Source organism: Paracoccus haeundaensis, assembly GCF_006239215.1.
Classification (GTDB): Bacteria; Pseudomonadota; Alphaproteobacteria; order Rhodobacterales; family Rhodobacteraceae; genus Paracoccus; species Paracoccus marcusii.
Map to the genome: position 1 here is coordinate 15,892 of NZ_VDDC01000035.1, position 25,174 is coordinate 41,065.

The window sequence follows — 25,174 nt, forward strand, 5'->3', positions numbered from 1 at the left end:
CGCACCGGATCAAACCCAACTTGGCGTGAACGCGCCGACGCTCACCGCGGCTGCACCCAGCCGCCGATGTTCTCGCGCACCACCTCCAACATGACGCGGATATGGGCGGGGTCGTCGTTCAGGCAGGGGATGTACTGGAATTCGTGCCCCCCGGCCTCCTCGAAGGCCTCCTTGATCTCGCCGTTGATCTCCTCCAGCGTCTCGATGCAGTCCGACGAGAACGCCGGAGAGATCACCGCGATGTCGGTATGGCCCTGCTTGGCCAGTTCGGCCACATGCTCCACCGTATAGGGGCGCAGCCACTCCTCGCGGCCGAAGACCGACTGGAAGGTCGTGTCGATGATCCCCTCGGGCCAGCCCAGCTCCTCGCGCAGCAGGCGCGACGTCTTCTGGCACTGGCAGTGATAGGGATCGCCCTGCATCAGATAGCGCTTGGGCATGCCGTGATAGCTGGCGACCAGCTTCTTGGGCACCTTGCCGTCCAGCGCGCGGCGCACGCTGTCGGCCAGCGCCTTGATGTAGTCGGGGCGGTTCACATAGGGCTCGACCGTGCGCACGGCGGGCTGCCAGGTCTCCTTCATCAGGACGCGGAACAGCTGGTCGTTGGCCGTGGCCGAGGTCGGCCCCGCATATTGCGGATAAAGCGGCAGGAACACGATCCGCCGACAGCCCGCATCGACCATCCGTCGCACCACGTCCCCGGTCGACGGATTGCCATAGCGCATGCAGAAATCGACCATCACCTGATCGCCCCATTCGTCATGCGCCATCTGCGCCAGCGCGCGGGTCTGGGCCTTGGTGATGGTCAGCAGCGGGCTTTCGTTCGCCTCGTGGTTCCAGATCAGCTTGTAGTTCTTGCCGGAACTGAACGGCCGCTTGGTCAGGATCACCCCCTGCAGCAGCGGCTGCCAGATCAGGCGGTTCACGTCGACGACGCGGCGGTCGGACAGGAACTCGTTCAGATAGCGGCGCATCGACCAGTAGTCATAGCCGTCCGGCGTGCCCAGATTGGCGATCAGGATGCCGGTCTTGGCGGGCTTGACCGCGGGATGGTCGGCAGGCGCGTGGGTGGGTCTCATCATGACTTCCTGAGTTTTGTCAGCGCATCGGCCAGCGAGGTGGTGGCCGATCCGGGGCGCAAGGGCTTTGGCTGGCTGTCCGAGGGCGCCCAGCCCGTCAGAAAGACCAGATCGAAGGTGACCGCGACACGGGACGGATCGTCGCGGTCGGGACTGTGGGCGGCCAGCAGATCGGCGGCGCGGGCCAGCACGGTGCGCGGGGTGGGCCGGCGCAGGCGCGCGGCCATCGCGTTGCCCTCGCCCATCGCACGCAGGTCGCGGCCCAGGTGGAACAGGTCGCGATAGCTGGCGCGCTGCGGCAGCAGGTCGGCCACCGGCAACGCCAGTCCCGCACGGGCCAGCAGGCCGCCCAGGTCGCGGATCTCTCCCATGGGCAGGATTCGGGGCGACAAACCACCGGTGATCTCGGCCTCGGCCTGGGCCAGGGCGGCGCGGGCTTCGGACAGGGTCTGGCCGCCGAACAGGACGCCGATGAACAGCCCGTCCTCGCGCAGGGCGCGGCGGCACTGCACCATCTGCCCGACCGGATCGTCCGCCCAATGCAGCGACAGGGCGTGGATCACCAGGTCATGCGCGCCGGGTTCCAGGTCCAGCACCGGGTCGTCCGCCACCACCCGCGCATCAGGAAAGCGCGGGCCCCAGATGTCGGGAAAACCGGTCACCAGGGCGGGGGCCGTAAAGGTTCTGTTAACCTCGGCCAGCCTATCGTGGATCTCGTCGGCGGCGATCTGGTGGAATAGGTCGACCATGCCGTCCCGTTGGGCGCGGCGGCGCTGGCGGGTCAGGGCGATGCGGTCGGTCAGGGCGGGTCTGGGGTCACTCATGGGACGGGAACATAAGGTGCTTTCGGGGGCGATGAAAGCCGCGCTGCGGCTGTTCTATCCCCCCCAATGCCTGTCCTGCGGCGCGGGCGTGGCCGACGGGGGCGCGGGGGCCGTGCATCTGTGCGCCGACTGCTGGCCCGAGGCTGCCTTCATCACCGGCGCCTGCTGCGATTGCTGCGGGGCGCCGCTGCCCGATGACGGGTCGGGCGTGGACACCGTGCTGGTCTGCGACGACTGCCTGGGCACGGTGCGGCCCTGGACGCGGGGGCGCGCGGCGATGGTCTATGGCGGCACCGCGCGCAGGCTGATCCTGGCGCTGAAGCATGGCGACCGGCTGGACCTGGCCCCGCCCATGGCCGCGTGGCTGGCGCGGGCGGCGGCACCATTGGCGATGCCCGGCATGATCGTGGCCCCGGTGCCCCTGCACCTGCGCCGCCTGGCAAAACGCAAGTACAACCAGTCCGCGCAGGTGTCGGGCCGGGTGGCGCGCGCCCTGGGGCTGGATCACCAGGCCGACCTGCTGGTGCGGGTGCGCCACACGCAGGCGCAGGACCATCGCGGCGTGGCCGACCGCTATGCCAACCAGCAGGACGCCCTGGCCGTGCATCCGCGTCGCGCGGCGGGCGTGGCGGGGCGGCCGGTGATCCTGGTCGACGACGTGATGGCGTCGGGGGCCACGATCCACGCAGCGGCACTGGCGCTGCTGGCGGCGGGATCGGGACCGGTTTCGGTGGCGGTGCTGGCACGCGCGGTCAAGGATCACTAGATAGGGGGCAGCCACCAAAAAGGACCGCCATGAGCATCGAGATCTATACCACCCGCACCTGCCCCTTCTGCATCCGCGCCAAGCAGCTTCTGGACCAGAAGGGCGCGTCCTATACGGAAATCGACGTCGGCGCCGACCCGGCGCTTCGCGACAAGATGACGAAGCGCGCGGGCAAGCGCAGCGTGCCGCAGATCTTCGTGGGCACCACGCATGTCGGCGGCTGCGACGACCTCTATGCGCTGGAGCGGTCGGGCAAGCTGGACCCGCTGCTCAAGGGCGCCGCCTGATGGGCGCGCTGACCGTCGGGCTGATCCAGCTGACGGTCGGCGACGACCCGGTCGCGAATCTTGGCCCCACGATCGCCCTGATCCGCAAGGCCGCGGGCCGGGGCGCGCGGCTGGTCCTGACGCCCGAGGCGACGAACCTGCTGTCCCCCGACCGCGCGCGTCAGGCCGCCCTGCTGCGCCCCGAGGATCAGGACGCGACCCTGGCCGCCCTGCGGGCCGAGGCGCGGGCGCTGGACATCTGGCTGCTGGTCGGATCGCTGGCCCTGGCCAGCGGCGACGCGGACGGGCGGTTTGCGAACCGCAGCCTGCTGATCGCCCCCGACGGGACGGTCGCGGCCCGCTATGACAAGCTGCACATGTTCGACGTGACCATCAGCGACACCGAAGCCTATCGCGAAAGCGCTGCCTATCGCCCCGGCGACCGGGCGGTCACGGCACCCGCGGCCGGGACGGTGCTGGGCATGACGGTCTGCTATGACCTGCGCTTTCCGCACCTGTACCGGTCGCTGGCGCAGGCGGGCGCGCGCATCCTGACGGTGCCGTCGGCCTTCAACCCCGTCACGGGGGTCGCCCATTGGGAGCCGCTGCTGCGCGCTCGCGCGATCGAGACCGGGTGCTTCGTGCTGGCGCCCGCGCAATGCGGCACCCACCCCGCGCCCCACAGCCCGGACCGCCCCGCCCGGCGCAGCCACGGCCATTCGCTGGTCGTCGACCCCTGGGGCCGGGTGCTGGCGGATGGCGGGGACGACCCCGGCATCACCATTGTATCCCTTGACCTTTCGGCGGTGGATGAGGCACGGTCTCGCATTCCCTCGCTGTATCACGACAGGCCCTTTGCGGCCCCGGAAGGCCATGACGACACCTGCGCCCAACCCTGACAAAGCCGCCGAGGCCCGGTCCACCGACCGATTGGCCGCAAGCCTGTTCGCCGAGGTGCTGATCGCCGACCAGCTGTCGCGCAACCTGATCGGCAAGGCGCTGCCCAAGGGGATGCAGATTTCGCATTTTTCGGTGCTGAATCTTTTGGCCCACGTGAACGAGGAACGCACCCCCGCCCAGCTGGCGGCGGCGTTTCACATCACGCGGGGCGCGATGACCAACACGCTGGCGCGGCTGGAATGGGCGGGCCATGTGCACATCCGCCCCGATTGGGACGATGCACGGCGCAAGTTCGTGTCGATCAGCACGGCGGGCCGGGCCGCGCGCGATCAGGCCATCGCGGGCTTCATGCCGCTGATCGCGGGCGTGGTGCGCGACATCGGCGCGGACCGGGTGCGCGGCGCCCTGCCCGTCCTGCGCGAGCTGCGCCTGCGGCTGGAGGCCGACCCGCCCAAGCCCTGAGGCCTCAGGCCCGACGCGCCGTCATGATGTAGTTCACCGCCAGGTCGCGATCCGACATCGACCAGCCGAAGGTGATCGGGTTGAACACCATCCCCTTGCGATCCGCGACCATCAGCCCCGCCGCCTGCGCATGGGCGGCCAATTCGTCCGGGGTGATGAAGCGCGCCCAGTCATGCGTACCGCGCGGCAGCCAGCGCATGATCCATTCCGCCCCGATGATCGCCGCGCCGAAGCTGCGCGCGGTCCGGTTCAGCGTCGACAGGATCAGCAGCCCGCCGGGGCGCAGCAGGTCGTGGCAGGTCGCGACGAAGGCCGCGGGGTCGGCGACATGTTCGACGATCTCCAGCGCCAGGACCGCGTCAAAGCGTTCGCCCGCCGCGACCAGCGCCTCGGCCGTGGTGGCGCGGTAATCGATCGCCAGCCCCTGCTGATCGGCATGGGTCTGGGCCACGGCGATGTTCACCTGGGTCGCATCCGCGCCCACCACATCTGCGCCCAAGCGCGCCATCGGTTCGCTGGCCAGCCCGCCGCCGCAGCCGATGTCCAGGACCCGCAGCCCCGCGAAGGGCCGCAGGCTGCGCCGGTCGCGCCCGTATTCGGCCGCGATCTGGTCGCGGATATAGTCCAGCCGCAGCGGATTCATCAGGTGCAGGGGGCGGAACTTGCCGTTGGGGTCCCACCATTCGGCGGCCATCGCCTCGAATTTCGCGATCTCGGCCTCGTCGATGCTGCTGGGCGTGGTCATTGGGGGCGGTCCTTCTGGCGGGCGGCGTTGTCTGTGCTTATAGTGGCAGGATGGACCGATTGGCAGGACAAATCTCCGCGTCACATGGCCGCCTTCACCCGGCGGTCGAACCCTTTGCCCGCCACGAGATCGACGTGGGCGACGGCCACATCCTGTACGCCGAGGAATGCGGCAACCCGCAGGGCCGGCCCGTTCTGGTGCTGCATGGCGGGCCGGGCGGCGGGTGCAGCCCCTATATGCGGCGCTTTTTCGACCCGGCGCATTACCGCGTGGTGCTGTTCGATCAGCGCGGTTGCGGGCGGTCGCGGCCCACCGCGTCGGTGCGGGCCAACACCACCGCGCATCTGATCGACGACATCGCCCTGATCCGCGCGCGCCTTGGCATCGACCGCTGGCTGCTGTTCGGCGGCAGCTGGGGGGCGACGCTGGCCCTGGCCTATGCGCAGGCGCATCCGGACCATGTCACCGGGCTGGTGCTGCGCGGGGTGTTCCTGGGGATGCGGTCCGAACTGGACTGGTTCTATGGCGGGGGCGCCGCGCGGTTCTTTCCCGACCTGTGGGAGCGCTTTCAGGAGCCGATCCCCCCATCCGAACGTCAGGACATGATCGGCGCCTATCACCGGCGGCTGTTCGACGACGACCTGGGCCGTCAGGCGCGATTCGCGCAGCCCTGGCTGATGTGGGAAAACGCGCTGGCGGGGCTGCAGTCGCAGGCCGCTGGCCATGCCCCCGCCGATTACGCCCGCGCCTTTGCCCGTCTGGAGAATCACTATTTCAGCAACGGCTGCTTCCTGGACGAGGGGCAGCTGTTGCGCGACCGCGGGCGGATCGAACACCTGCCCGCGATCATCGTCCAGGGCCGCTATGACATGGTCTGCCCGCCCGTCAGCGCGCACCGGCTGGCCCAGGGGTGGGACCGGGCCGAACTGCGTCTGGTCCCGGCATCGGGCCACGCCCTGTCCGAACCCCGCATCACCGCAGAGCTGGCCGCCGTCATGGACGGCATCCGCGACGAAGACCGCAGCAGAAAGGTTCCCCGTTGATCCTGTTCCCGATCTTCCTGCTGGCCAGCGTCGCCGCCGCCGCGACCGGCGTCATCTTCAAGCCCGGCGCGTGGTATGACGGGCTGCGCAAGCCCGGCTTCACCCCGCCGAAGTGGGCCTTTCCCGTGGCCTGGACGATCATCTACCTGCTGTCTGCCGCGGCCGCGACGCGGGTGGCGGGCCTGCCCGGCGCGGGGGCTGCGCTGGCCCTGTGGGCGGCGCAGATCGCACTGAACACGCTGTGGACGCCGGTCTTCTTCGGGGCGCGGCGGATGGCCTTGGGCATGGCGATCATCACCACGCTGCTGGTGACGGTCGCGGCCATGACGGTAAGCTTCTGGTCGCTGGACCGGGTCGCGGGGGCGATGCTGCTGCCCTATCTGGCGTGGCTGTGCGTCGCGTCGGGACTGAACTGGCGCATCTGGCGCGACAACCCCGCCGTGCCGCGACCCGCCGCCTAAGATCGCTTGCATTCGCACCCGTCTCCGGCTATAGGACCGATCAACAGCGGTGCAGGCGTCCAAACCCTGCCCACCGGAACTTCCGCATGGGGCCCGCTGACGGCCCCTTTTTCCTGTCCAAGAGGATCTGATGTCCGACGATCTGCCCGTCACGAACGACCTGATCGCCAAGACCGCGATCGACCGCCGCCTGGCCGAGATCATCACCCCGGTGATCGAGGATCTGGGATACGAGCTGGTGCGCGTCCGCCTGCAGGGCGGCAAGACCGCCACGCTGCAGATCATGGCCGACCGCCCCGAGGGCGGCATCAACGTGGACGACTGCGCCCAGATCTCGACCGCGGTCAGCGCCACGCTGGATGTCGAGGACCCGATCGAGGACAACTATCACCTCGAGGTGTCCAGCCCCGGCATCGACCGTCCCCTGACCCGCCTGAAGGACTTTGGGACATTCGAGGGCTATGAGGCGCGGCTGGACCTGAACCAGGCGATCGACGGGCGCAAGAAGTTCAAGGGCGTCCTGGCGGGCGTCGAGGGCACCGAGGTGCTGATCAACATCGAGGACAAGGGCCAGACCCACACGATCGGGCTGGACTTCGACCTGCTGTCGGACGCCAAGCTGGTCCTGACGGACGAGCTGATCAAGGAAATGCTGCGTCAGAAGAAGGAAGCCGGGGTCGAGATCGACAACCTGGACGAAACCGCCTTCGACGAGATCGAAACCGATGATGACGGCGCGACCGCCGTGCAACCCAAGGAGTGAGTGATGGCCATCACCTCTGCCAACCAGCTTGAACTGCTGCAGACGGCCGAAGCCGTCGCCCGCGAGAAGATGATCGAGCCCGAGCTGGTCATCGAAGCGATGGAAGACAGCCTGGCCCGCGCCGCCAAGTCCCGCTACGGCGCGGAGATGGACATCCGCGTCAAGATCGACCGCCGCACCGGCAACGCGACCTTCACGCGCGTGCGCACGGTCGTGGCCGACGATGCCGTCGAGAACTATCAGGCCGAACTGACGGTCGAGCAGGCCAAGCCCTATCTGGACAACCCCCAGATCGGCGACGAGATCATCGACCAGGTCCCCCCGGTCGAACTGGGCCGCATCGCCGCGCAATCCGCCAAGCAGGTGATCCTGCAGCGCGTCCGCGAGGCCGAGCGCGACCGCCAGTACGAGGAATTCAAGGACCGCGCCGGCAGCATCATCAACGGTGTCGTCAAGCGCGAGGAATACGGCAACATCATCGTCGACGTCGGCCGCGGAGAGGCGATCCTGCGCCGCAACGAGAAGATCGGCCGCGAAAGCTATCGTCCGAACGACCGCATCCGTGCCTATATCAAGGACGTGCGCCGCGAGACGCGCGGGCCGCAGATCTTCCTGTCGCGTACCGACCCGCAGTTCATGGCTGAACTGTTCAAGATGGAAGTCCCCGAGATCTATGACGGTGTGATCGAGATCAAGGCCGTCGCCCGCGACCCCGGTTCGCGCGCCAAGATCGCCGTGATCAGCCATGACGGCAGCATCGACCCGGTCGGCGCCTGCGTCGGCATGCGCGGCAGCCGCGTGCAGGCCGTCGTCGGCGAACTGCAGGGCGAGAAGATCGACATCATCCCGTGGAACGAGGACCAGGCGACCTTCCTGGTCAACGCCCTGCAGCCCGCCGAGGTCAGCAAGGTTGTCTTCGACGAGGAGGCCAACAAGATCGAGGTCGTCGTGCCCGACGAGCAGCTGTCGCTGGCCATCGGCCGTCGCGGCCAGAACGTGCGCCTGGCCAGCCAGCTGACCGGCCTGGACATCGACATCCTGACCGACGAGGAGGAATCCAAGCGTCGTCAGGCAGAGTTCAACACCCGCACCGCGCTGTTCATGGAACAGCTGGACCTGGACGAGTTCTTCGCCCAGCTGCTGGTGGCCGAAGGGTTCACCAACCTTGAGGAGGTCGCCTATGTCGACCAGGACGAGCTGCTGACGATCGACGGGGTTGACGAGGGCACCGCAGCTGAGCTGCAGGCCCGCGCCCGCGACGTGCTGGAGGCAAAGAACAAGGCCGCCCTGGATGCCGCGCGTGCCCTGGGCGCCGAGGACAGCCTCATTGAATTCGAGGGTCTGACACCCCAGATGGTAGAGGCGCTGGCCAAGGACGACGTCAAGACGCTGGAAGATTTCGCGACCTGCGCCGACTGGGAGCTGGCCGGTGGCTGGACCACCGTCAACGGTGCCCGCGTCAAGGACGAAGGCCTGCTGGAACCCTATGGCGTGACGCTGGAAGATGCGCAGACCATGGTCATGACTGCGCGCGTGATGCTGGGCTGGGTCGATCCGACCGAGCTGGACGACACGGATGCGGAAGACGACCTGCAGGACGATGACGACAACGAGGAGGCCGGGGCCTGATCGCCCCGGATCGGAGCACAGATTGAGCCGTGGTGGACATGACAAGGACCGGGACGATGACCCGGAACGCCGGTGCATCGCCACCGGCGAGGTGCAACCCAAGCGGGGCCTGATCCGTTTCGTGATCGGCCCTGACGGGCAGGTCGTGCCCGACCTGGCGGAAAAGCTGCCCGGTCGCGGCATCTGGGTCGCCGCAGACAAAGCGGCCCTGAACAAGGCGGTGACCAAGGGGTTGTTCTCTCGTGCCGCCAAGGCTCCGGTCCAGGCGGCCCCCGACCTGGCCGACCTGGTCGAGGCGGGCATCGCCCGCCGGCTGGTCGAACTGGTGTCGCTGACGCGGAAATCGGGCCGCGCGGTGGCGGGGTTCGAAAAGGTCAAGGGCTGGCTGGCCGAAGGTCGCGCCAAGGTGCTGCTTCAGGCCAGCGACGGGTCGGACCGCGGCAAGGGCAAGCTGTGGACGCCCACCGGCGGACGCTGGTTCGGCTGCCTGACCGCATCAGAATTGGGTTTGTCCTTTGGGCGCAGTCATGTCATACACGGCGCGCTTGCGAAGGGTGGCCTGACGGACAAGGTGATCTTGGAAGCCGGCAGACTAACGGGTCTGCGCGGGCATGACGACGGCAATACGGCTGTCGGGAAGGAATGAAGACGCAGATGAGCGACAAAGACGGAAAAACCCCCTTGGGCCTTGGTGGCGGTAATCGCCCCGGCGCAGTCAAGCAAAGCTTCAGCCACGGTCGCACCAAAAGCGTCGTCGTCGAAACCAAGCGCAAGCGCGTCGTGGTGCCCAAGGCAGCCGCGCCGATGACGGATGCGCAGAAAGAAAAGAACCCGCTGACCGCCCGCGTGGCCGGCGACAGCTCCAAGCGCCCCGCAGGCATCTCCGATGCCGAGATGGAGCGCCGCCTGAAGGCCCTTGCCGCCGCCAAGGCACGCGAGGCCGATGACGCCGCCAAGCGCCTGGCCGACGAGAAGGCCCGCGAGGAGGAGCGCGAGCGCCGCCGCGCCGAGATCGAGGCCAAGGCCCGCGAGGAGCGCGAGCGCGAGGAGGCCCTCAAGGCCAAGGCCCTGGCCGAGGCCCAGGCCGCGCAGGATGCCGCCGACGAGGCCCGCCGCAAGGCCGAGCCGCGCCAGGAGCGTCCCAAGCCCTCGGCCGGTGCGACCAAGCCCGCCGCCCCCGATCAGGCCGCGATCGAGGCTGCCGCCTCGCGCGCCGAGACCAAGGGCGTCACGACCGGCGTGGCCCGCAAGACCGACCGCGTGGAGCGCACGGATCGAGACAAGACCGCCAAGGCCAAGACCACCGACGACAACCGTCGCGGCGGCAAGCTGTCGCTGAATCAGGCGCTGAACGGCGAAGGCGGCCGCCAGCGCAGCATGGCCGCGATGAAGCGCAAGCAGGAACGCACCCGCCAGAAGGCGATGGGCCAGTCCGCCCGTCCCGAAAAGCAGTTCCGCGAAGTCCGCCTGCCCGAGACCATCGTGGTCCAGGAGCTGGCCAACCGCATGACCGAACGCGCCGCCGACGTGGTCAAGGCGCTGATGAAGATGGGCATGATGGTCACTGCCAACCAGCCCATCGACGCCGATACCGCCGAGCTGGTGATTGAGGAATTCGGCCACAAGGTCCTGCGCGTCAGCGACAGCGATGTGGAGCAGGTCATCGCCCCCACGGTCGATCGTGACGAGGACATGCAGCCTCGCCCGCCGATCATCACGATCATGGGCCATGTCGACCACGGCAAGACCTCGCTGCTGGACGCGATCCGCAAGGCCTCCGTCGTTTCGGGCGAAGCCGGCGGCATCACGCAGCATATCGGCGCCTATCAGGTGACGACCGACAGTGGCGCCGTCCTGTCCTTCCTGGACACGCCGGGCCACGCGGCCTTCACGTCGATGCGTGCCCGTGGCGCGAACGTCACGGATATCGTGGTGCTGGTGGTCGCGGCGGATGATGCCGTGATGCCCCAGACCGTCGAGGCCATCAACCACGCCAAGGCCGCCAACGTGCCGATGATCGTGGCGATCAACAAGATCGACAAGCACGAGGCCGACCCGCAGAAGGTCCGCACCGACCTGCTGCAGCACGAGGTGGTTGTCGAGGCCATGTCGGGCGACGTGCAGGATGTCGAGGTCTCGGCCAAGACCGGCCTGGGCCTGGACAACCTGCTGGAGGCCATCGCGCTTCAGGCCGAACTGCTGGAGCTGCGCGCCAACCCGAACCGTGCCGCACAGGGCGCGGTCATCGAGGCGCAGCTGGATGTCGGACGCGGCCCCGTGGCCACCGTCCTGGTGCAGCACGGCACCCTGCGCCGCGGCGACATCTTCGTCGTGGGCGAGCAGTGGGGCAAGGTCCGCGCCCTGATCAACGACAAGGGCGACCGCGTCGAGGAAGCCGGCCCGTCCGTCCCGGTCGAGGTTCTGGGTCTGAACGGTACCCCCGAGGCCGGAGACGTGCTGAACGTGGTCGAGACCGAAGCCCAGGCCCGCGAGATTGCCGAGTTCCGCGCCCAGCAGACCAAGGACAAGCGCGCCGCAGCCGGTGCCGCGACCACGCTGGAGCAGATGATGGCCAAGGCCAAGGCGGACGTGAACGTGTCCGAACTGGCTGTCGTCCTCAAGGCCGACGTGCAGGGTTCGGCCGAGGCCATCGTGCAGGCCCTGGAAAAGGTCGGCAACGACGAGGTCCGCGTCCGCGTGCTGCATTACGGCGTGGGTGCGATCACCGAATCCGACATCGGCTTGGCCGAGGCCTCGGGCGCTCCGGTCATCGGCTTCAACGTCCGGGCCAACGCTCCGGCACGCAACGCCGCGAACCAGAAGGGTGTCGAGATCCGCTACTACTCGATCATCTACAACCTGCTGGACGACATCAAGGCCGCCGCTTCGGGCATGCTGTCCAATGAGATTCGCGAGAACTTCATCGGTTACGCGACCATCAAGGAAGTGTTCCGCGTCACGGGCGTCGGCAACGTCGCCGGCTGTCTGGTCACCGAAGGCATCGCCCGTCGTTCGGCCGGCGTGCGCCTGCTGCGCGATAACGTGGTGATCCACGAAGGCACGCTGAAGACGCTCAAGCGCTTCAAGGACGAGGTCAAGGAAGTGCAGTCCGGTCAGGAATGCGGCATGGCCTTCGAGAACTATGATGACATCCGCCCCGGCGATGTCATCGAGATCTTCGAACGCGAAGAGGTCGAACGCTCGCTGTAAGCGGCCGTCTGCGACATGCGAAAGCCGGGCGATACGATCGCCCGGCTTTTTGCGTTCCGGGGCCCGGCACGATGGAACGGAAAAGGGGGTGACCCTTTCGGATCACCCCCTTGATGTTCATGCGGTTCCCTTGGCGCCACGCTCCCCCGTGCGCCGGAACGGTCAGTGGCCGACCGGCTTGCCCTCGAAAGTGCGGTTGCCGACGCGGACCAAAATGTTCCCATCCGCGGTCGAGCCCTCGAAAAGACCCTGGATCGAGATGTAGCTGCCGACGGAAATAGTGCGAATCATGTCAAGCCTCCTCTGTGCCCTAAACAAAGTTAGTCATGAAATGGTTAAAAAATCGTTCGCAACTTGATCATCTACGACTTTTTTCAGCAACAATGCAATCGGATCACTCAAATTTGCGACACTATAGCCACATCTGCAGGGCCGGGATGAGGGGAATGTCTGCCGCAGGCATGGGGTAATCGCGCAAATCGCGTGCCCGGACCCAAGCCAGCTGCTGCCCTTCGCGCGGTTGGACGATTCCCTGCCAGCGGCGGCAGGCGAACAGCGGCATCAGCAGGTGGAACGTGTCATAGGCGTGGCTGGCGAAGGTCAGCGGTGCCAGGCAGCTGTTCCAGGTTTGGATGCCCAGCTCCTCCTCCAGCTCGCGGATCAGGGCGGCCTCGGGGGTCTCTCCGGGTTCGACCTTGCCGCCGGGGAATTCCCACAGGCCCGCCATGGACTTGCCCGGCGGGCGCTGTGCCAAAAGCACCCGCCCGTCGGGATCGATCAGTGCCACCGCGGACACCAGGACGGTCTTCACGACCGGTAATCCGCGTTGATGTCGATATAGCCGTGCGTCAGATCGCAGGTCCAGACCGTCCGCGACGCGTCGCCCAAGCCCAGATCGACGGCGATCCGCAGGTCCTGGTTGCGCATGTAGGCGCTGGCGGCGGCTTCGTCATAGTCGGGATCGCGCCAGCCGTCGCGGGCCACGACCATGTCCCCGAACGCGATGCGCAGGCGGTCACGGTCGGCGCGCGCGCCCGACTTGCCCACCGCGGCCACGATGCGGCCCCAGTTCGCGTCCTGTCCGGCGATGGCGGTCTTGACCAGCGGCGAATTGGCGATGGCCATCGCCACGCGATGCGCGTCGGCCGCATCCGCGGCGCCCGTCACGGCGATCTCGACGAACTTGGTGGCGCCCTCGCCGTCGCGGACGACCTGATGGGCCAGATCGCGCATGACGCCGTGCAGCGCGGTCACGAAGTCGCGCCCCGCATCGCTGTCCAGATCGGTGATGGGCGCGCCTGCCCCCTGCCCCGTCGCGGCCAGGATCAGCGCGTCGGATGTGGACGTGTCGCTGTCCACGGTGATCGCGTTGAAGGTCGCGTCCAGCCCGGAGGACAGCGACTGCTGCAGCACGGCTGCAGGCACCGTGGCATCGGTGAACAGATAGACCAGCATCGTCGCCATGTCGGGCGCGATCATCCCCGATCCCTTGGCGATGCCCGCGATGCGGGTGCCGTCCGCCAGGGTCGCGGACGCGCCCTTGGGGAAGGTGTCCGTGGTCATGATCGCACGCGCCGCATCGGCGACCCCGCCCGCATCCAGATCACGTGCCAGATCGCCCACGATGGCCACGATCCGCTCGTGCGGCAGCGGCTCTCCGATCACGCCGGTCGACGAGGTGAAGACCCGCCCCTGCGGCAGGTCAAGGGCACCCGCCACGGCCGCGCAGACGGCATCGACCGACTGCTGGCCGCGCGCGCCGGTGAAGGCATTGGCGTTGCCGGAATTGATCAGGATCGCCGCTCCGTCGGGCGCATCGCCCCCCTGCGCCAGCTTGGCCTGGTTGTCCAGGATGCACGCGGCGCGCGTGGACGACCGGGTAAAGGCCCCGGCCACCGTGCTGCCCGGCGCGATGCGGATCAGCGTGACGTCGCTGCGGCCCTGGTACTTGATGCCCGCGGCGGCGCTGGCGAAATCGACGCCCGCGATCACCGGCAGGTCAGGAAACCGCGCAGGTGCCAGAGGAGAGACGGGCAGACCCGCCTTTCCCATCACTCGGCCTCCAGCAGGTCGGTGGCGTTCAGCTGGGCGGGGTCCAGACCTTCGGTCTTCTTGACGTCGGCGGCGGTCACCAAGCTCTGGATCTGAGCCTCGACCTTCTCGCGCAGGACCATCTGGCTGATCTGGTCACGGACCTCGGCCAGCGGGGGCGCCTCGCGCAGGCGGGTCTCGTTCAGCTTGATGACGTGCCAGCCGAATTCGGTCTCGACCGGGTCGCTGACCTGGCCCGGCTCCAGCGCCGCGACGGCCTCGGCAAAGGGCGGCACCATCTGGTCGGCGGCGAACCAGCCCAGATCACCCTTGTTGGGACCGGACGGCCCGGTCGAGTTCGCCTCGGCCACGGTGCCGAAATCGGCGCCGCCATCGACCTCGGCCTTCAGTTCGGCGGCCTTCTCCTGGCTGTCGACCAGGATATGGGCGGCGTTGTACTCCGTCACGCTGCCCGCATCGGCGAACAGGCGGTCATAGCTGGCCTGCAGCTCTTCCTCGGTGGGCTCGGCCTGGGCGATCTGGCTGACCGCGGCCGAGGCCAGGGTGTTGCGGCGCTGCAGCTCCAGCTGGGCGCGCACGCCGGCGGTGTCCTCGGCGGATTCGGCCACGGCGGTCTGGCGGATCAGCTGGTCCAGCATCACGTCCCACAGCGCCTGGTCGGGCATCTCGGCCATGGCCGGGTCCTGGATCGACTGCTTCATGACGATCATCTGGCCCAGGGTGATCTCCTGGCCGTTCACGGTGGCGACCACCTGGTCGGCATCGGCGTCCTGCGCCAGGGCGGGGGCGGAAAGGGCGGCAAGCACGGCTGCGGCCAGCAAAGTCGATCGGGTCATGGGGATGGGTCCTTTCACGGCGCGCACCCCCGCGGGGGCCGGGCCAACATTGACAGTCAGGTGGGCTGCGCCTACATCCAAACCAACTCCGTGGAAGGCGCCGCCGCCGCGTTCGTTCAACGCCCCTGATACGGCAATGCGACCGGCGCGGGCAAGTGGGCCGCAGGTGACGTCCCTTCCCGACAACGTGATGGCGAAGGTAACATGATCGGTAATCTGGCGAAGATGGTCTTTGGCACGCCCAATGACCGCAAGGTCAAGGGCACGCGCGCGCTGGTCGCCCGCATCAACGCCCTTGAGGACAGCTTCAAGGCATTGTCCGATCAGGGGCTGGTCGACAAGACCGCCGAATTCAAGGCCCGCGTGGCGGGCGGCGAATCGCTGGACGACATCCTGCCCGAGGCGTTCGCCAACTGCCGCGAGGGTGCGCGCCGCGCGCTTGGCCTGCGGGCCTTCGACGTGCAGCTGATGGGCGGGATCTTCCTGCATCAGGGCAACATCGCCGAGATGAAGACCGGCGAGGGCAAGACCCTGGTCGCCACCTTTCCCGCCTACCTGAACGCGCTGTCGGGCAAGGGCGTCCATGTCGTCACCGTCAACGACTATCTGGCGAAACGCGATGCCGAATGGATGTCCAAGGTCTATGCCCAGCTGGGCATGTCCTGCGGCGTGGTCGTGCCGTTCCAGCCCGAGGGCGAAAAGCGCGACGCCTATGCCTGCGACGTGACCTACGCCACCAACAACGAGCTGGGCTTCGACTATCTGCGCGACAACATGAAGGGCAGCGTGGCCGAGATGGTCCAGCGCGGTCACAACTTCGCCATCGTCGACGAGGTCGACAGCATCCTGATCGACGAGGCGCGCACGCCGCTGATCATCAGCGGCCCCAGCCAGGACCGGTCCGAGCTGTACCGCATCCTGGATGCCTATGTGCCCCTGCTGACCGAGGAGCATTACAAGCTGGACGAGAAGTCCCGCAATGCGACCTTCACCGAGGACGGCAACGAGTTCCTGGAGACGCGTCTGCAGGCCGACGGCGTCCTGCCCGAGGGACAGACCCTCTATGATCCGGAATCGACCACCATCGTCCACCATGCCAGCCAGGCCCTGCGCGCGCACAAGCTGTTCCTGAGGGACCAGCATTACATGGTGCGCGACGGCGAGGTGATGCTGATCGACGAGTTCACCGGCCGGATGATGAAGGGCCGCCGCCTGTCGGACGGCCTGCACCAGGCGATCGAGGCCAAGGAAGGCGTCGAGATCCAGCCCGAAAACGTGACCCTCGCCTCGGTCACCTTCCAGAACTATTTCCGCCTGTACCAGCGCCTGGCAGGCATGACCGGCACGGCATCGACCGAGGCCGAGGAATTCGCCGAGATCTACAAGCTGGGCGTGGTCGAGGTTCCGACCAATCGCGGCATCGCGCGGATCGACGACCATGACCGCGTGTATCGCACCGCGACCGAGAAGAACGCCGCCGTCGTCGAGGCGATCAAGGAGGCCCATGCCAAGGGCCAGCCGATCCTGGTCGGCACCACCAGCATCGAGAAGTCCGAGCTGCTGTCCGAGATGCTGAAGAAGGACGGCGTGCCCCACAACGTCCTGAACGCCCGCCAGCACGAGGCCGAGGCGCAGATCGTGGCCGATGCCGGCAAGCTGGGCGCGGTGACGATCGCCACCAACATGGCCGGTCGCGGCACCGACATCCAGCTGGGCGGCAATGTCGAGATGAAGGTGATGGAGGCCCTGAAGGCCGATCCCGACGCCCATCCCGACGAGCTGCGCGCCCGGATCGAGGCCGAGCATGCCGGAGAGAAGGAAAAGGTCCTGGCGGCGGGCGGGCTGTTCGTGCTGGGCACCGAACGCCACGAAAGCCGGCGGATCGACAACCAGCTGCGCGGCCGTTCGGGCCGCCAGGGCGACCCCGGACGGTCGCTGTTCTTCCTGTCGCTGGACGACGACCTGATGCGGATCTTCGGCTCCGAGCGTCTGGACAAGGTCCTGTCGACGCTTGGCATGAAGGAGGGAGAGGCGATCATCCACCCTTGGGTGAACAAGTCGCTGGAACGCGCACAGGCCAAGGTCGAGGGTCGCAACTTCGACATCCGCAAGCAGCTGCTGAAGTTCGACGACGTGATGAACGACCAGCGCAAGGCGATCTTCGGCCAGCGCCGCGAGATCATGGACAGCGAGGAGGTCGGAGAGATCACCGCCGACATGCGGCACCAGGTGATCGAGGACCTGATCGACGAGCACATGCCGCCCCGCAGCTATCCCGAGCAATGGGACACCGAGGGGCTGAAGAAATCGGTCCGCGAGCGGCTGAACCTGAACCTGCCGGTCGCGGATTGGGCGGCCGAGGACGGCGTGGACCATGACGTGATGCGCGAACGCATCACCGAGGCCAGCGACGCCTATATGGCGGACAAGGCCGCGGCCTTCGGCCCCGAGACCATGGTGCAGATCGAGAAGCAGGTCCTGTTGCAGCAGATCGACCAGAAATGGCGCGAGCACCTGATGACGCTGGATCACCTGCGTTCCGTCGTGGGCTTCCGCGGCTATGCGCAGCGCGACCCGTTGGCGGAATACAAGACCGAGGGTTTCCAGCTGTTCGAGACGCTGCTTGACGGCCTGCGCTTTGACGTGACGCAGCGGCTGGCGCAGATCCGTCCCCTGACGCAGGCCGAGCGCGACGAGATGGCGGCCCAGATGGCCCGCCAGCAGCAGCAGGTCCAGGAGGAGGCATCGGCGGAACCCGAGGCGGCAGCGCCCGCGCCCGCCGCGCCCGAGGCTCCTTCCGCGCCGCGCCCGGGCTTTGACGAGGCCGATCCGTCGACCTGGGGGATGCCTGCGCGCAACGATCCGTGCCCCTGCGGATCGGGCAAGAAGTTCAAGCACTGTCACGGCGCGATCTGAGCATCACGCGGGGCGCCGTTTGCGTCCCGCGATGGCGGTCGCGCCCGCCGGGTGGGGGCAAGCCCCACCGCGCCCGGGCGCGACGGGCCGCTGATGCGGCCCTAGCCCAACCGGGGGGGCATCGCCCAACCGCGCAGCAGGTCGGCAGGGGTCATCGGCCGCTTGCCCGCACGTTGTGCCAGTGTGATGCGCACCGCCCCGGAGCCGCAGACGATGGTGAAATCGGGCAGGACCGTTCCGGGGTCGCCCTGTCCCGGGACGACGGTGCTCGCCAGCAGCTTCACGCGTTCGTCCCCGATCATGCACCACGCCCCCGGAAAGGGTGACAGCCCGCGGATCTGGAGGTCCACCTGTTCGGCAGGCAGGGTCCAGTCGATACGCGCCTCGGTCTTGTCGATCTTGGCGGCGTAGGTCACGCCATCCTGCGCCTGAGGCACGGCAGGCAGCGGCAGGCGGTCCAGCACGTCGCAGATCAGGTCCGCCCCCATCGCCGACAGGCGGTCATGCAGGCTGGCAGTTGTGTCATCCGCGGTGATGGGCGTGCGGGTCAGGGCCAGCACCGGGCCGGTATCCAGCCCCGCCTCCATCTGCATGATCGCGACGCCGGTTTCCGCATCCCCCGCTAGGATCGCGCGGTGGATAGGCGCCGCCCCTCGCCAGCGCGGCAGGATCGAGGCATGGATGTTCAGGCAGCCAAGGCGCGGCGCATCCAGCACTGGCTGCGGCAGGATCATGCCATAGGCCACGACCACCGCCACATCCGCGTCCAGCGCCGCGAAGTCGGCCTGGTCCTGGGGGTCGCGCAGGCGGGCCGGGGTGCGGACCGGGATCCCCAGGTCCTGCGCCGCCAAGGCCACCGGAGAGGGGCGCGGCTTTTGCCCACGCCCGGCCGCGCGGGGCGGTTGGGAATAGACCGCCACCACGTCGTGGCGCGCGGCGATGGCCCGCAGGGCGGGGACCGAGAAATCGGGCGTTCCCATGAAGATCACGCGCATCGGGCAAGCCTCCGGTTGGTGCCTGCCCTCAATGCCCGCGCGGCGGACGGGCTTCAAGCCCCTGAGGCAAGCCCCCAATCGGTGAGGGCGTCCTGCATCCGGCGCAGCCGCAGGAGCGTCGAGCCTTCGTCCAGTGCCACGTCGCCACACAGAATCGGTTGCCCTGCCGCGACGTCGCGGCGCAGCGTCCGCCCGGCGGCCAGGTAGTACGGCACCGGCACATCGTCCGCGACCGCCCGCGCGGGCGTCATGCGGCCCGAGACATGGGCGATGCTGTGATGATGCCCCTCGGCCCGCAGGACGGTGCCGACGGGCAGGTCGGCATCGGCGAAGGCGGTCAGGTCCACGACCGGGCGCGGGGCGCGCGCGCCGGAGGAGACGCCGTGCAGGGCGGCCTCGAACACCGTGGTCGCGGCCTCCAGCCCCAGCAGGTGGCGCGGCAGGCCGATCATCGCGGTGCGCCCGTCGCGGGACACGACATGGCCCTTGTCGCGCAGCATGTCCCACGTCGCGGCGTCGTCGCAGGCCACGGTGACGAAGACGCCGCCCGCGAAGCTGACCTCGCCGGCCAAGCGCAGGCAGTGGAACACGTCCAGCCGCCCCTGCCCCGACAGAAGCCCGCCCTGGTCGGTCATCAGGTCCGCGACCTCGGGGATGCGGGCGATGGGGGCGTGCAGGTCCGCACGGTCCGGCATCAGCCCCAGGGCATTGGCGACCAGCGTCAGCTCGCACAGGTCCGGCACGGCGCGCTGTGGCAGCGCGCGCAGGGCGTGCGCCCGGCCCGCGGCCACATCGGCCCAAGGCCGATCCGCCGGGTCCATCCAGTCGGCCAGCCCCGGCGCGGCTACAGCCGTGCCATTGCTGATCACCTGCCCCGTATCGGGATCGAAGACGAAATCGTATTCGCTGGACTTGCCCGCCGCGACGATCCGCAGGCCGATGACCTGCGCCCAGGTCGCAAGCCCGATCAGCAGGCTTGGCTGATCGCCGTCCACCGGCGCCACGACCACGCCCCTATCGCGGGCCATGCGCGACAGGATCGGGCCGATGACGCTGTCGGTCTCCTTGGTGACCATGACGACGTGATGTCCCGCCGCAATGGCCATCTCAGCATGGCGGGCGCCGGCCTCGGGGTCGCCGGTGGCCTCCAGTACGACGTCCAGCGGGAGGGCGGCGACCGCGGCCAGATCGCCGGCGGCGATAAAATGACCCGCATCCCATGCCGCCCGCGCGGCCGCCGCGTCGGTGCAGGAAACGATCCGCGCCACGTCCACGCCGACAGATGCCAGCGCCGCCACTGCCGTCTCTGCATCGCGGTCCACCGCCACCCGGCAGGCCAGCCCGTCCACATGGCGCGCCTGCGCCAGATAGCTGCGCCCGAACCCGCCGGTGCCGATGATCGCGGTCTGGACGGTGCGCCCGTGGCGCGCGGCAAAGTGACCGATCAGGTTCATGCGACCACCTTGCGGTTGCGGCGCAGGCTGAGCGCCAGGCCAAGCGTCTTGGGCATGATCAGCAGCGCCAGCGCCACGATCATGATCCCTGTCACCAACGGGTTGGCAAAGAAGATGCCAAGCGATCCGTCCGACAGCAGCATCGACTGGTGGAACGCGTTCTCGGCCTTGTGGCCCAGGACCATGGCAAGAATCATCGGCGCCAGCGGATAGTCCAGCTTGGTGAACATGAAGCCCACGAAACCGAAGATCAGCACCAGCCACAGATCGAACGTCGCCCCGGACACCGTGTAGGCACCGACGAAGCAGATCGCGACGATCATCGGCCCGATGATGGTGAAGGGGATGCGCAGCAGCGCCGCGAACATCGGCACGGTGGCCAGGACCAGGATCACGCCCAGCAGGTTCGACACGTACATGCTGGCGATCAGGCCCCAGACGAAATCGGGCTGGGTCGCGAACAGCATTGGCCCCGGCGTCAGGCCCCAGATCATCAGCCCACCCATCATCACCGCCGCAGTGGCCGATGACGGCACGCCCAGGGCCAGCATCGGCAGCATCGCGCAGGTGCCCGCGCTGTGATCCGCCGTTTCCGGCGCGACGATGCCCTCGGGGCGTCCCGACCCGAAGGCCGCGCCCTTGCGCGAGGTCTGGCGCGCCACGCCATAGGACATGAAGCTGGCCGCCGTCGGCCCGCCCGGCGTGATGCCCATCCAGATGCCAATCAGGCCCGACCGCAGGGTCGTGGCCCAGTACTTGGGCAGCTCGGCCAGGGTCTTGAGCACATCGCGCAGGTCGATCCTAGAGGACACGCCGCGAAAGCGCAGCCCCTCCTGCACGGTGGCCAGCAGCTCTCCGATGCCGAAGAGGCCGATCACCACCACCAGGAAGCTGATCCCGCCCAGCAGGTCCGAGAACCCGTAGGTCAAACGGATGGAACCGGTCACGCTGTCCATGCCCACGGATGTCAGGATCAGGCCGGTCGTCAGCGACACCAGCGTCTTCATCGGGGCGGCGCTGCCCATGCCGATGAAGGCCGCGAAGGCCAGGAAATAGACCGCGAAATATTCGGGCGCACCGAAGCGCAGCGCGAATTGCGACGCCCAGCCCGCCAGCAGGGTGATGACCAGGATACCCATCAGCGCGCCCACCCCCGCCGACACGAAGGCCAGCGTCAGCGCGCGCGTCGACTGGCCGTTTCGCGCCATCGGATAGCCGTCGAAGGTGGTGGCGACCGATGACGGTTCCCCCGGAATGTTGAAAAGGATCGACGTGGTGGACCCGCCGAACAGCGCCCCCCAATACATCGATGTCAGCAGGATGATGGCCGATGTCGGGTCCAGCGCAAAGGTCAGCGGGATCAGCAGCGACACCCCGTTGGGCGCCCCCAGACCCGGCAGCACGCCCACGACCAGTCCCATCAGGACGCCCGCAACCATCAGCATCAGGTGCATCGGGGTGATGGCCACGGAAAACCCGTGCATCAGCAGATCGAAATTGCCCATTGTCGTGGCCCCTTAATAGATGCCCAGAAGCGGCTCCAGCGGCCCCTTTAACAGCGGAATCCGGAAGATCGTCTCGAAGATCAGGTACAGGCTGACGGCGAAACCCGCGCCGATGGCCAGGCCTTTCCACAGGCGGAACCCGCCCTGCCGCCAGGCGGTCAGCCCGATGTAGAAGGTCGCCGCGACATAGAAGCCGACCGTCAGCATGCCGATGACGAAGGCCGTCATCGCCCCCAGGAAGGTCGCGATGCGGATCAGGTTCTGGCGCGGCAGGAACGGCTCCTCCGGGTCATCCAGGGGGTCGGGGGGCGTGCGCTGTGCCTTGCGATGCGCGACCAGCGCGCCGACCAGGTTCCACAGGCTGGCCCCGATCAGCACGATCGCCACCCAGAAGGGGAAATAGCCCGGCTGCGGGCCATGGTCGCTCCATCCGGTGCCCAGTTCGGCGGCGCCGATGATGGCCGCCACGCCCAATGCGCCGGTGGTGATTGCCGTGCCGATCTCGGCATGAAAACGTCTGACGGTCATGACCCTCCCTTTCCCCATTGGCAAAAGGGGCATCCGGACGATCCCGGATGCCCCGATGCGCTTACTGCGCGGCGGCGGTGACCCAGCCCTCGGCCTCGAAGACGGTCACGGTCGCGGCCTCGTTCTCCTCGATGAAGGCGGTCAGCTCGTCCCCGGTCAGCACCGCCGCGGTCTGCGAGGTCTTGGCAAGGTAGTCCTTCCATTCCTGGGTCTCGGCCACGCGGGTCAGGGCGTCCTGGTAAAAGGCCACCACCTCGGGGTCCGTGCCCGCGGGCAGCCAGACGGTGCGCGGCATCTGGTACCGCTCGATCTCCAGCCCCTGTTCGGCGCAGGTCGGGATGTCGTGCCATCCCATGTCGCCGCTGACCGGCTCGGATTCCGCCATCCGTTCGGGCGAGAACACGCACAGCGGACGGATCGCGCCTGCCTGCCACTGGCCGATGTTCTCGTTCGGGTTGTTGACGTTCGCGGCGATATGGCCGCCGGCCAGCTGCACGCCGACCTCTCCGCCGCCGTTGAAGGGGACGTACTTGAAATCGGCGCCGGTGGTCTGTTCGATCAGCGCGACCAGCGTCTCGTCGGTGTCCTTGGACTGGCTGCCGCCAAAGACGATGGTGCCGGGTTCGGCCTTTGCGGCCTCGATCAGCTCCATCGACGTCTGCCAGGGGGCGTCGGCCTTGACCCAGATCAGGAACTCGTCCAGCGCCAGCGCGGCGACGGGCTGCAGGTCCTCGGCCGAATAGGCCAGCTGGGCCACATGGGGCAGCAGATAGACGTTGTTCGTCCCGAAGATCAGCTTGTGCGGATCGGCGGCGTTCTGGCGGGCATAGAGGAACGCCTCGGCACCCGAACCGCCGCCCTTGTTCAGCACGACCATGTTCTGGTCCAGGATGTCGTTGCGCGTCAGCGCGGCCTGGATGGTGCGGGCGAAATTGTCGGTCCCGCCGCCGGCCCCGGATGCCACGACGAATTCCACCGGGCGTTCGGGGGTCCATTCCGCCAGCGCCGGGACAGTGGCTGCCAGCAGGGCGGTGCCTGCGATCAATGCGGTCTTGATGGTCATTCTCTCTCTCCTCCCAAAGATGATGCGACCCGCTTGCGGCGGGAAAAAGACCGGGCGCCTATTCGGCGACCAGCAATGTCGGGGCGACTTCCGCCTGCGCCCAGCCCGCGGGCAGCGCGCGCGGCGCGCGGGCAGGGTTCAGCGCGGCCAGGTCGCGGCCAAGCCGCGCGGCGGTCAGCGTCGCGCCCAGATCGGCGCGCCCCTGCCCTGCGATGTCGAAGGCCGTGCCATGCGCGGGCGTCACGATCGGAAAGCCGTAACCCGCGATCAGCGTCACGCCGCGGTCAAAGCCCATCAGCTTCATCGCGATCTGGCCCTGGTCGTGATACATGGTCAGCACCGCGTCGAATTCGCCGCGGATGGCACGCACGAAGACGGTGTCGGACGGGATCGGCCCCTTGGCGTCGATGCCCAGGGCCACGGCCTGCGCCACGGCGGGGGCCAGGATCTCGTCATCCTCGTGGCCGAAATTGCCGCCGTCGCCCGCATGGGGGTTCAGTGCCGCGACGCCGATCCGCGCGCCGGGCTTGCCCGCACCGGCCATCACCTCGGCCGTCAGGCGCAGGCTGTCCAGGATACGCTCGGTGGTCAGCGTCTCGGCCACCTTGCGCAGGGGGATGTGGCTGGTCACGCGGGCGTTCCAGACCTCCTCCAGGACGTTGAACTCGCGCCCGCTGCGATCGGCGTTCAGCACCGCGTCGATGAAGCCGATCTCGTCGACATAGCTGGGCCGGGCCAGCCGCATCGAATGCTTGTTGAAGGGCGTGAACATCGCCGCATCCGCGATCCCCGCCCCTGCCAGTTGCAGCACGCAGCCGAAATTCTGCAGGCTGGCCGCGCCGGCATGGGCGCTGGACTGGCCCAGGGTCATGCCGTCCACCGCGCAATTCGCCAGATCCAGCAGCACATGGCCCGGCGCCATGTCGGGGCCGACCTGATCGGCGCCGATCCGCGGCAGGTCCAGCGTGACCCCTGCATGGCGCGCGCCCATCTCCAGCACCCGCGCATCGCCCACGACGATCACGTCCAAGATCTTCATGTCGTCATGTGCCAGCAGTTTCGCCGCCAGTTCCGGGCCGACGCCCCCGGCATCCCCCAAGGCCAAAGCAATGCGCATATGTCTCTCCGTCTGGAATGATGGTTCGTGGGCGGCGCGTCGGTCGCGCCGCCCGAATTCAGCGGGCCAGCGCCCCGGCCACGACCCGCGCGCAAAGCGCCAGCGAGATCGCGCCCGCATCGGGATGCCCGATGCTGCGTTCCGCCAGCGGGCGTGCCCGGCCAAGGCGCGGCGTCAGGTCGGCGGTGGCTTCAGCGGCGGCGGTCGCCGCGCTTGCTGCGGCCTCCCAGGCGGTGACCAGCGCGGCACCTTGGGCGACCTGCCCCTGCAGTGTGTCGACGAAGGGCGCAAAGGCATCGACCAGCGTCTTGTCGCCGGGCCGCGCGCCGCCCAGGCGGGTCACTGCGTCGATCCCCGCCTGCGCCCCTGCGGCCACGCGGGCCGCATCGGGCACATCCGTATCGCCCAGCGCCTGCCCCCAGGCACGCAGGGCCACGCCCCACAGGGCACCCGACGTGCCGCCCGCGCGATCCGCCCAGGCGTCGCCCGCCAGCGACAGGACGGTGCCCGCGCCCGCGCCCTGCGCCGCCGCATCGCGTGCCGCAACGGCGGCGGCCGCC

At 68.3% G+C, this 25,174-nt stretch carries 25 protein-coding genes; 11 read left to right on the top strand and 14 right to left on the bottom strand.

Features of this window, described 5'->3' with window-relative positions; translation table 11 throughout:
- Window positions 1-41: 41 nt before the first annotated feature.
- Together hemH and FHD67_RS16085 are read right to left on the bottom strand one after the other, a co-directional pair.
- Window positions 42-1,082 carry a ferrochelatase gene (gene hemH / locus FHD67_RS16080; protein ID WP_045999964.1) on the bottom strand — a complete coding sequence of 347 codons (1,041 nt, stop codon included), beginning with the start codon at window positions 1,080-1,082 and terminating at the stop codon, window positions 42-44.
- A complete protein-coding gene (locus tag FHD67_RS16085) occupies window positions 1,079-1,903 on the bottom strand; it encodes a class I SAM-dependent methyltransferase (protein WP_045999963.1) in 825 nt (274 codons plus the stop codon). The genes hemH and FHD67_RS16085 overlap by 4 nt, the downstream gene beginning before the upstream one ends.
- Before the next feature lie 31 nt (window positions 1,904-1,934).
- On the opposite strand from FHD67_RS16085, the gene FHD67_RS16090 reads away from it, so the two are divergent.
- From FHD67_RS16090 to FHD67_RS16105, 4 genes are read left to right on the top strand one after another with little or no spacing between them, the layout of a single operon-like run.
- Entirely contained in the window at window positions 1,935-2,669 is a 735-nt protein-coding gene (locus FHD67_RS16090) for a ComF family protein (protein ID WP_045999962.1), read from the top strand.
- A 29-nt stretch (window positions 2,670-2,698) separates the two neighbouring features.
- A complete protein-coding gene (gene grxC, locus FHD67_RS16095; protein ID WP_045981364.1) occupies window positions 2,699-2,956 on the top strand; it encodes a glutaredoxin 3 in 258 nt (85 codons plus the stop codon).
- An 8-nt stretch (window positions 2,957-2,964) separates the two neighbouring features.
- Window positions 2,965-3,834: a carbon-nitrogen hydrolase family protein gene (locus FHD67_RS16100; RefSeq protein ID WP_139599322.1), complete on the top strand. Its 870-nt coding sequence runs from the start codon at window positions 2,965-2,967 to the stop codon at window positions 3,832-3,834.
- Window positions 3,809-4,297 carry a MarR family winged helix-turn-helix transcriptional regulator gene (locus tag FHD67_RS16105; protein WP_045981366.1) on the top strand — a complete coding sequence of 163 codons (489 nt, stop codon included), beginning with the start codon at window positions 3,809-3,811 and terminating at the stop codon, window positions 4,295-4,297. The genes FHD67_RS16100 and FHD67_RS16105 overlap by 26 nt, the downstream gene beginning before the upstream one ends.
- 4 nt (window positions 4,298-4,301) lie before the next feature.
- Here the strand turns inward: FHD67_RS16105 and ubiG are convergent, their stop codons facing one another.
- The gene (ubiG, locus tag FHD67_RS16110) at window positions 4,302-5,042 is read right to left on the bottom strand and encodes a bifunctional 2-polyprenyl-6-hydroxyphenol methylase/3-demethylubiquinol 3-O-methyltransferase UbiG (RefSeq protein ID WP_139599302.1); all 741 of its coding nucleotides are present in this window, start codon (window positions 5,040-5,042) and stop codon (window positions 4,302-4,304) included.
- Between the two features lie 50 nt (window positions 5,043-5,092).
- Between ubiG and pip the strand changes: the two genes are divergently transcribed.
- The 6 genes from pip (at window position 5,093) to infB (ending at window position 12,148) form a co-directional block, all read left to right on the top strand.
- Window positions 5,093-6,085, top strand: coding sequence for a prolyl aminopeptidase (pip, locus tag FHD67_RS16115; RefSeq protein ID WP_045981368.1), 993 nt, complete (start codon window positions 5,093-5,095; stop codon window positions 6,083-6,085).
- Window positions 6,082-6,546: a tryptophan-rich sensory protein TspO gene (tspO, locus tag FHD67_RS16120; RefSeq protein ID WP_339817887.1), complete on the top strand. Its 465-nt coding sequence runs from the start codon at window positions 6,082-6,084 to the stop codon at window positions 6,544-6,546. Before pip ends, tspO begins: the two co-directional genes overlap by 4 nt.
- 130 nt (window positions 6,547-6,676) lie before the next feature.
- Window positions 6,677-7,309 carry a ribosome maturation factor RimP gene (gene rimP / locus FHD67_RS16125; RefSeq protein ID WP_045999958.1) on the top strand — a complete coding sequence of 211 codons (633 nt, stop codon included), beginning with the start codon at window positions 6,677-6,679 and terminating at the stop codon, window positions 7,307-7,309.
- A gap of 3 nt (window positions 7,310-7,312) precedes the next feature.
- Window positions 7,313-8,938 carry a transcription termination factor NusA gene (gene nusA / locus FHD67_RS16130; RefSeq protein WP_045981735.1) on the top strand — a complete coding sequence of 542 codons (1,626 nt, stop codon included), beginning with the start codon at window positions 7,313-7,315 and terminating at the stop codon, window positions 8,936-8,938.
- A 22-nt stretch (window positions 8,939-8,960) separates the two neighbouring features.
- Window positions 8,961-9,584, top strand: a complete 624-nt coding sequence (locus FHD67_RS16135; protein WP_045981736.1) for an RNA-binding protein — start codon at window positions 8,961-8,963, stop codon at window positions 9,582-9,584.
- A gap of 8 nt (window positions 9,585-9,592) precedes the next feature.
- Window positions 9,593-12,148, top strand: coding sequence for a translation initiation factor IF-2 (infB, locus tag FHD67_RS16140; RefSeq protein WP_139599304.1), 2,556 nt, complete (start codon window positions 9,593-9,595; stop codon window positions 12,146-12,148).
- Between the two features lie 162 nt (window positions 12,149-12,310).
- On the opposite strand, the gene FHD67_RS21085 is transcribed toward infB, so the two are convergent.
- From FHD67_RS21085 to FHD67_RS16155, 4 genes are all read right to left on the bottom strand, one after another.
- Complete coding sequence (locus FHD67_RS21085; RefSeq protein WP_045981737.1) at window positions 12,311-12,439, bottom strand: hypothetical protein; 129 nt, start codon at window positions 12,437-12,439, stop codon at window positions 12,311-12,313.
- Window positions 12,440-12,560: 121 nt separating this feature from the next.
- Window positions 12,561-12,959, bottom strand: a complete 399-nt coding sequence (locus FHD67_RS16145; protein ID WP_127897813.1) for a (deoxy)nucleoside triphosphate pyrophosphohydrolase — start codon at window positions 12,957-12,959, stop codon at window positions 12,561-12,563.
- Complete coding sequence (argJ, locus tag FHD67_RS16150; protein WP_139599306.1) at window positions 12,956-14,200, bottom strand: bifunctional glutamate N-acetyltransferase/amino-acid acetyltransferase ArgJ; 1,245 nt, start codon at window positions 14,198-14,200, stop codon at window positions 12,956-12,958. Before argJ ends, FHD67_RS16145 begins: the two co-directional genes overlap by 4 nt.
- Entirely contained in the window at window positions 14,200-15,036 is an 837-nt protein-coding gene (locus tag FHD67_RS16155; RefSeq protein ID WP_045981740.1) for a peptidylprolyl isomerase, read from the bottom strand. The genes argJ and FHD67_RS16155 overlap by 1 nt, the downstream gene beginning before the upstream one ends.
- A 204-nt stretch (window positions 15,037-15,240) precedes the next feature.
- On the opposite strand from FHD67_RS16155, the gene secA reads away from it, so the two are divergent.
- A complete protein-coding gene (secA, locus tag FHD67_RS16160; protein ID WP_139599308.1) occupies window positions 15,241-17,952 on the top strand; it encodes a preprotein translocase subunit SecA in 2,712 nt (903 codons plus the stop codon).
- 101 nt (window positions 17,953-18,053) lie between these two features.
- Here secA and fmt read toward each other — a convergent pair whose 3' ends face one another.
- The 7 genes from fmt to FHD67_RS16195 all read right to left on the bottom strand — a co-directional run.
- Window positions 18,054-18,947: a methionyl-tRNA formyltransferase gene (fmt, locus tag FHD67_RS16165; protein WP_139599309.1), complete on the bottom strand. Its 894-nt coding sequence runs from the start codon at window positions 18,945-18,947 to the stop codon at window positions 18,054-18,056.
- A 53-nt stretch (window positions 18,948-19,000) separates the two neighbouring features.
- Entirely contained in the window at window positions 19,001-20,401 is a 1,401-nt protein-coding gene (locus tag FHD67_RS16170) for an NAD(P)H-dependent oxidoreductase (RefSeq protein ID WP_139599311.1), read from the bottom strand.
- Window positions 20,398-21,906 carry a tripartite tricarboxylate transporter permease gene (locus FHD67_RS16175; protein WP_139599313.1) on the bottom strand — a complete coding sequence of 503 codons (1,509 nt, stop codon included), beginning with the start codon at window positions 21,904-21,906 and terminating at the stop codon, window positions 20,398-20,400. The genes FHD67_RS16170 and FHD67_RS16175 overlap by 4 nt, the downstream gene beginning before the upstream one ends.
- Window positions 21,907-21,918: 12 nt before the next feature.
- Window positions 21,919-22,434, bottom strand: coding sequence for a tripartite tricarboxylate transporter TctB family protein (locus FHD67_RS16180; RefSeq protein ID WP_176695162.1), 516 nt, complete (start codon window positions 22,432-22,434; stop codon window positions 21,919-21,921).
- A gap of 61 nt (window positions 22,435-22,495) precedes the next feature.
- Entirely contained in the window at window positions 22,496-23,497 is a 1,002-nt protein-coding gene (locus tag FHD67_RS16185; protein ID WP_139599316.1) for a Bug family tripartite tricarboxylate transporter substrate binding protein, read from the bottom strand.
- 58 nt (window positions 23,498-23,555) lie between these two features.
- On the bottom strand, window positions 23,556-24,614 hold the full coding sequence (locus FHD67_RS16190; RefSeq protein ID WP_139599317.1) for a 4-hydroxythreonine-4-phosphate dehydrogenase PdxA: 1,059 nt from the start codon (window positions 24,612-24,614) through the stop codon (window positions 23,556-23,558).
- Between the two features lie 58 nt (window positions 24,615-24,672).
- The coding region (locus FHD67_RS16195; protein WP_139599319.1) for a DAK2 domain-containing protein at window positions 24,673-25,174 on the bottom strand (502 nt) is incomplete at its 5' end.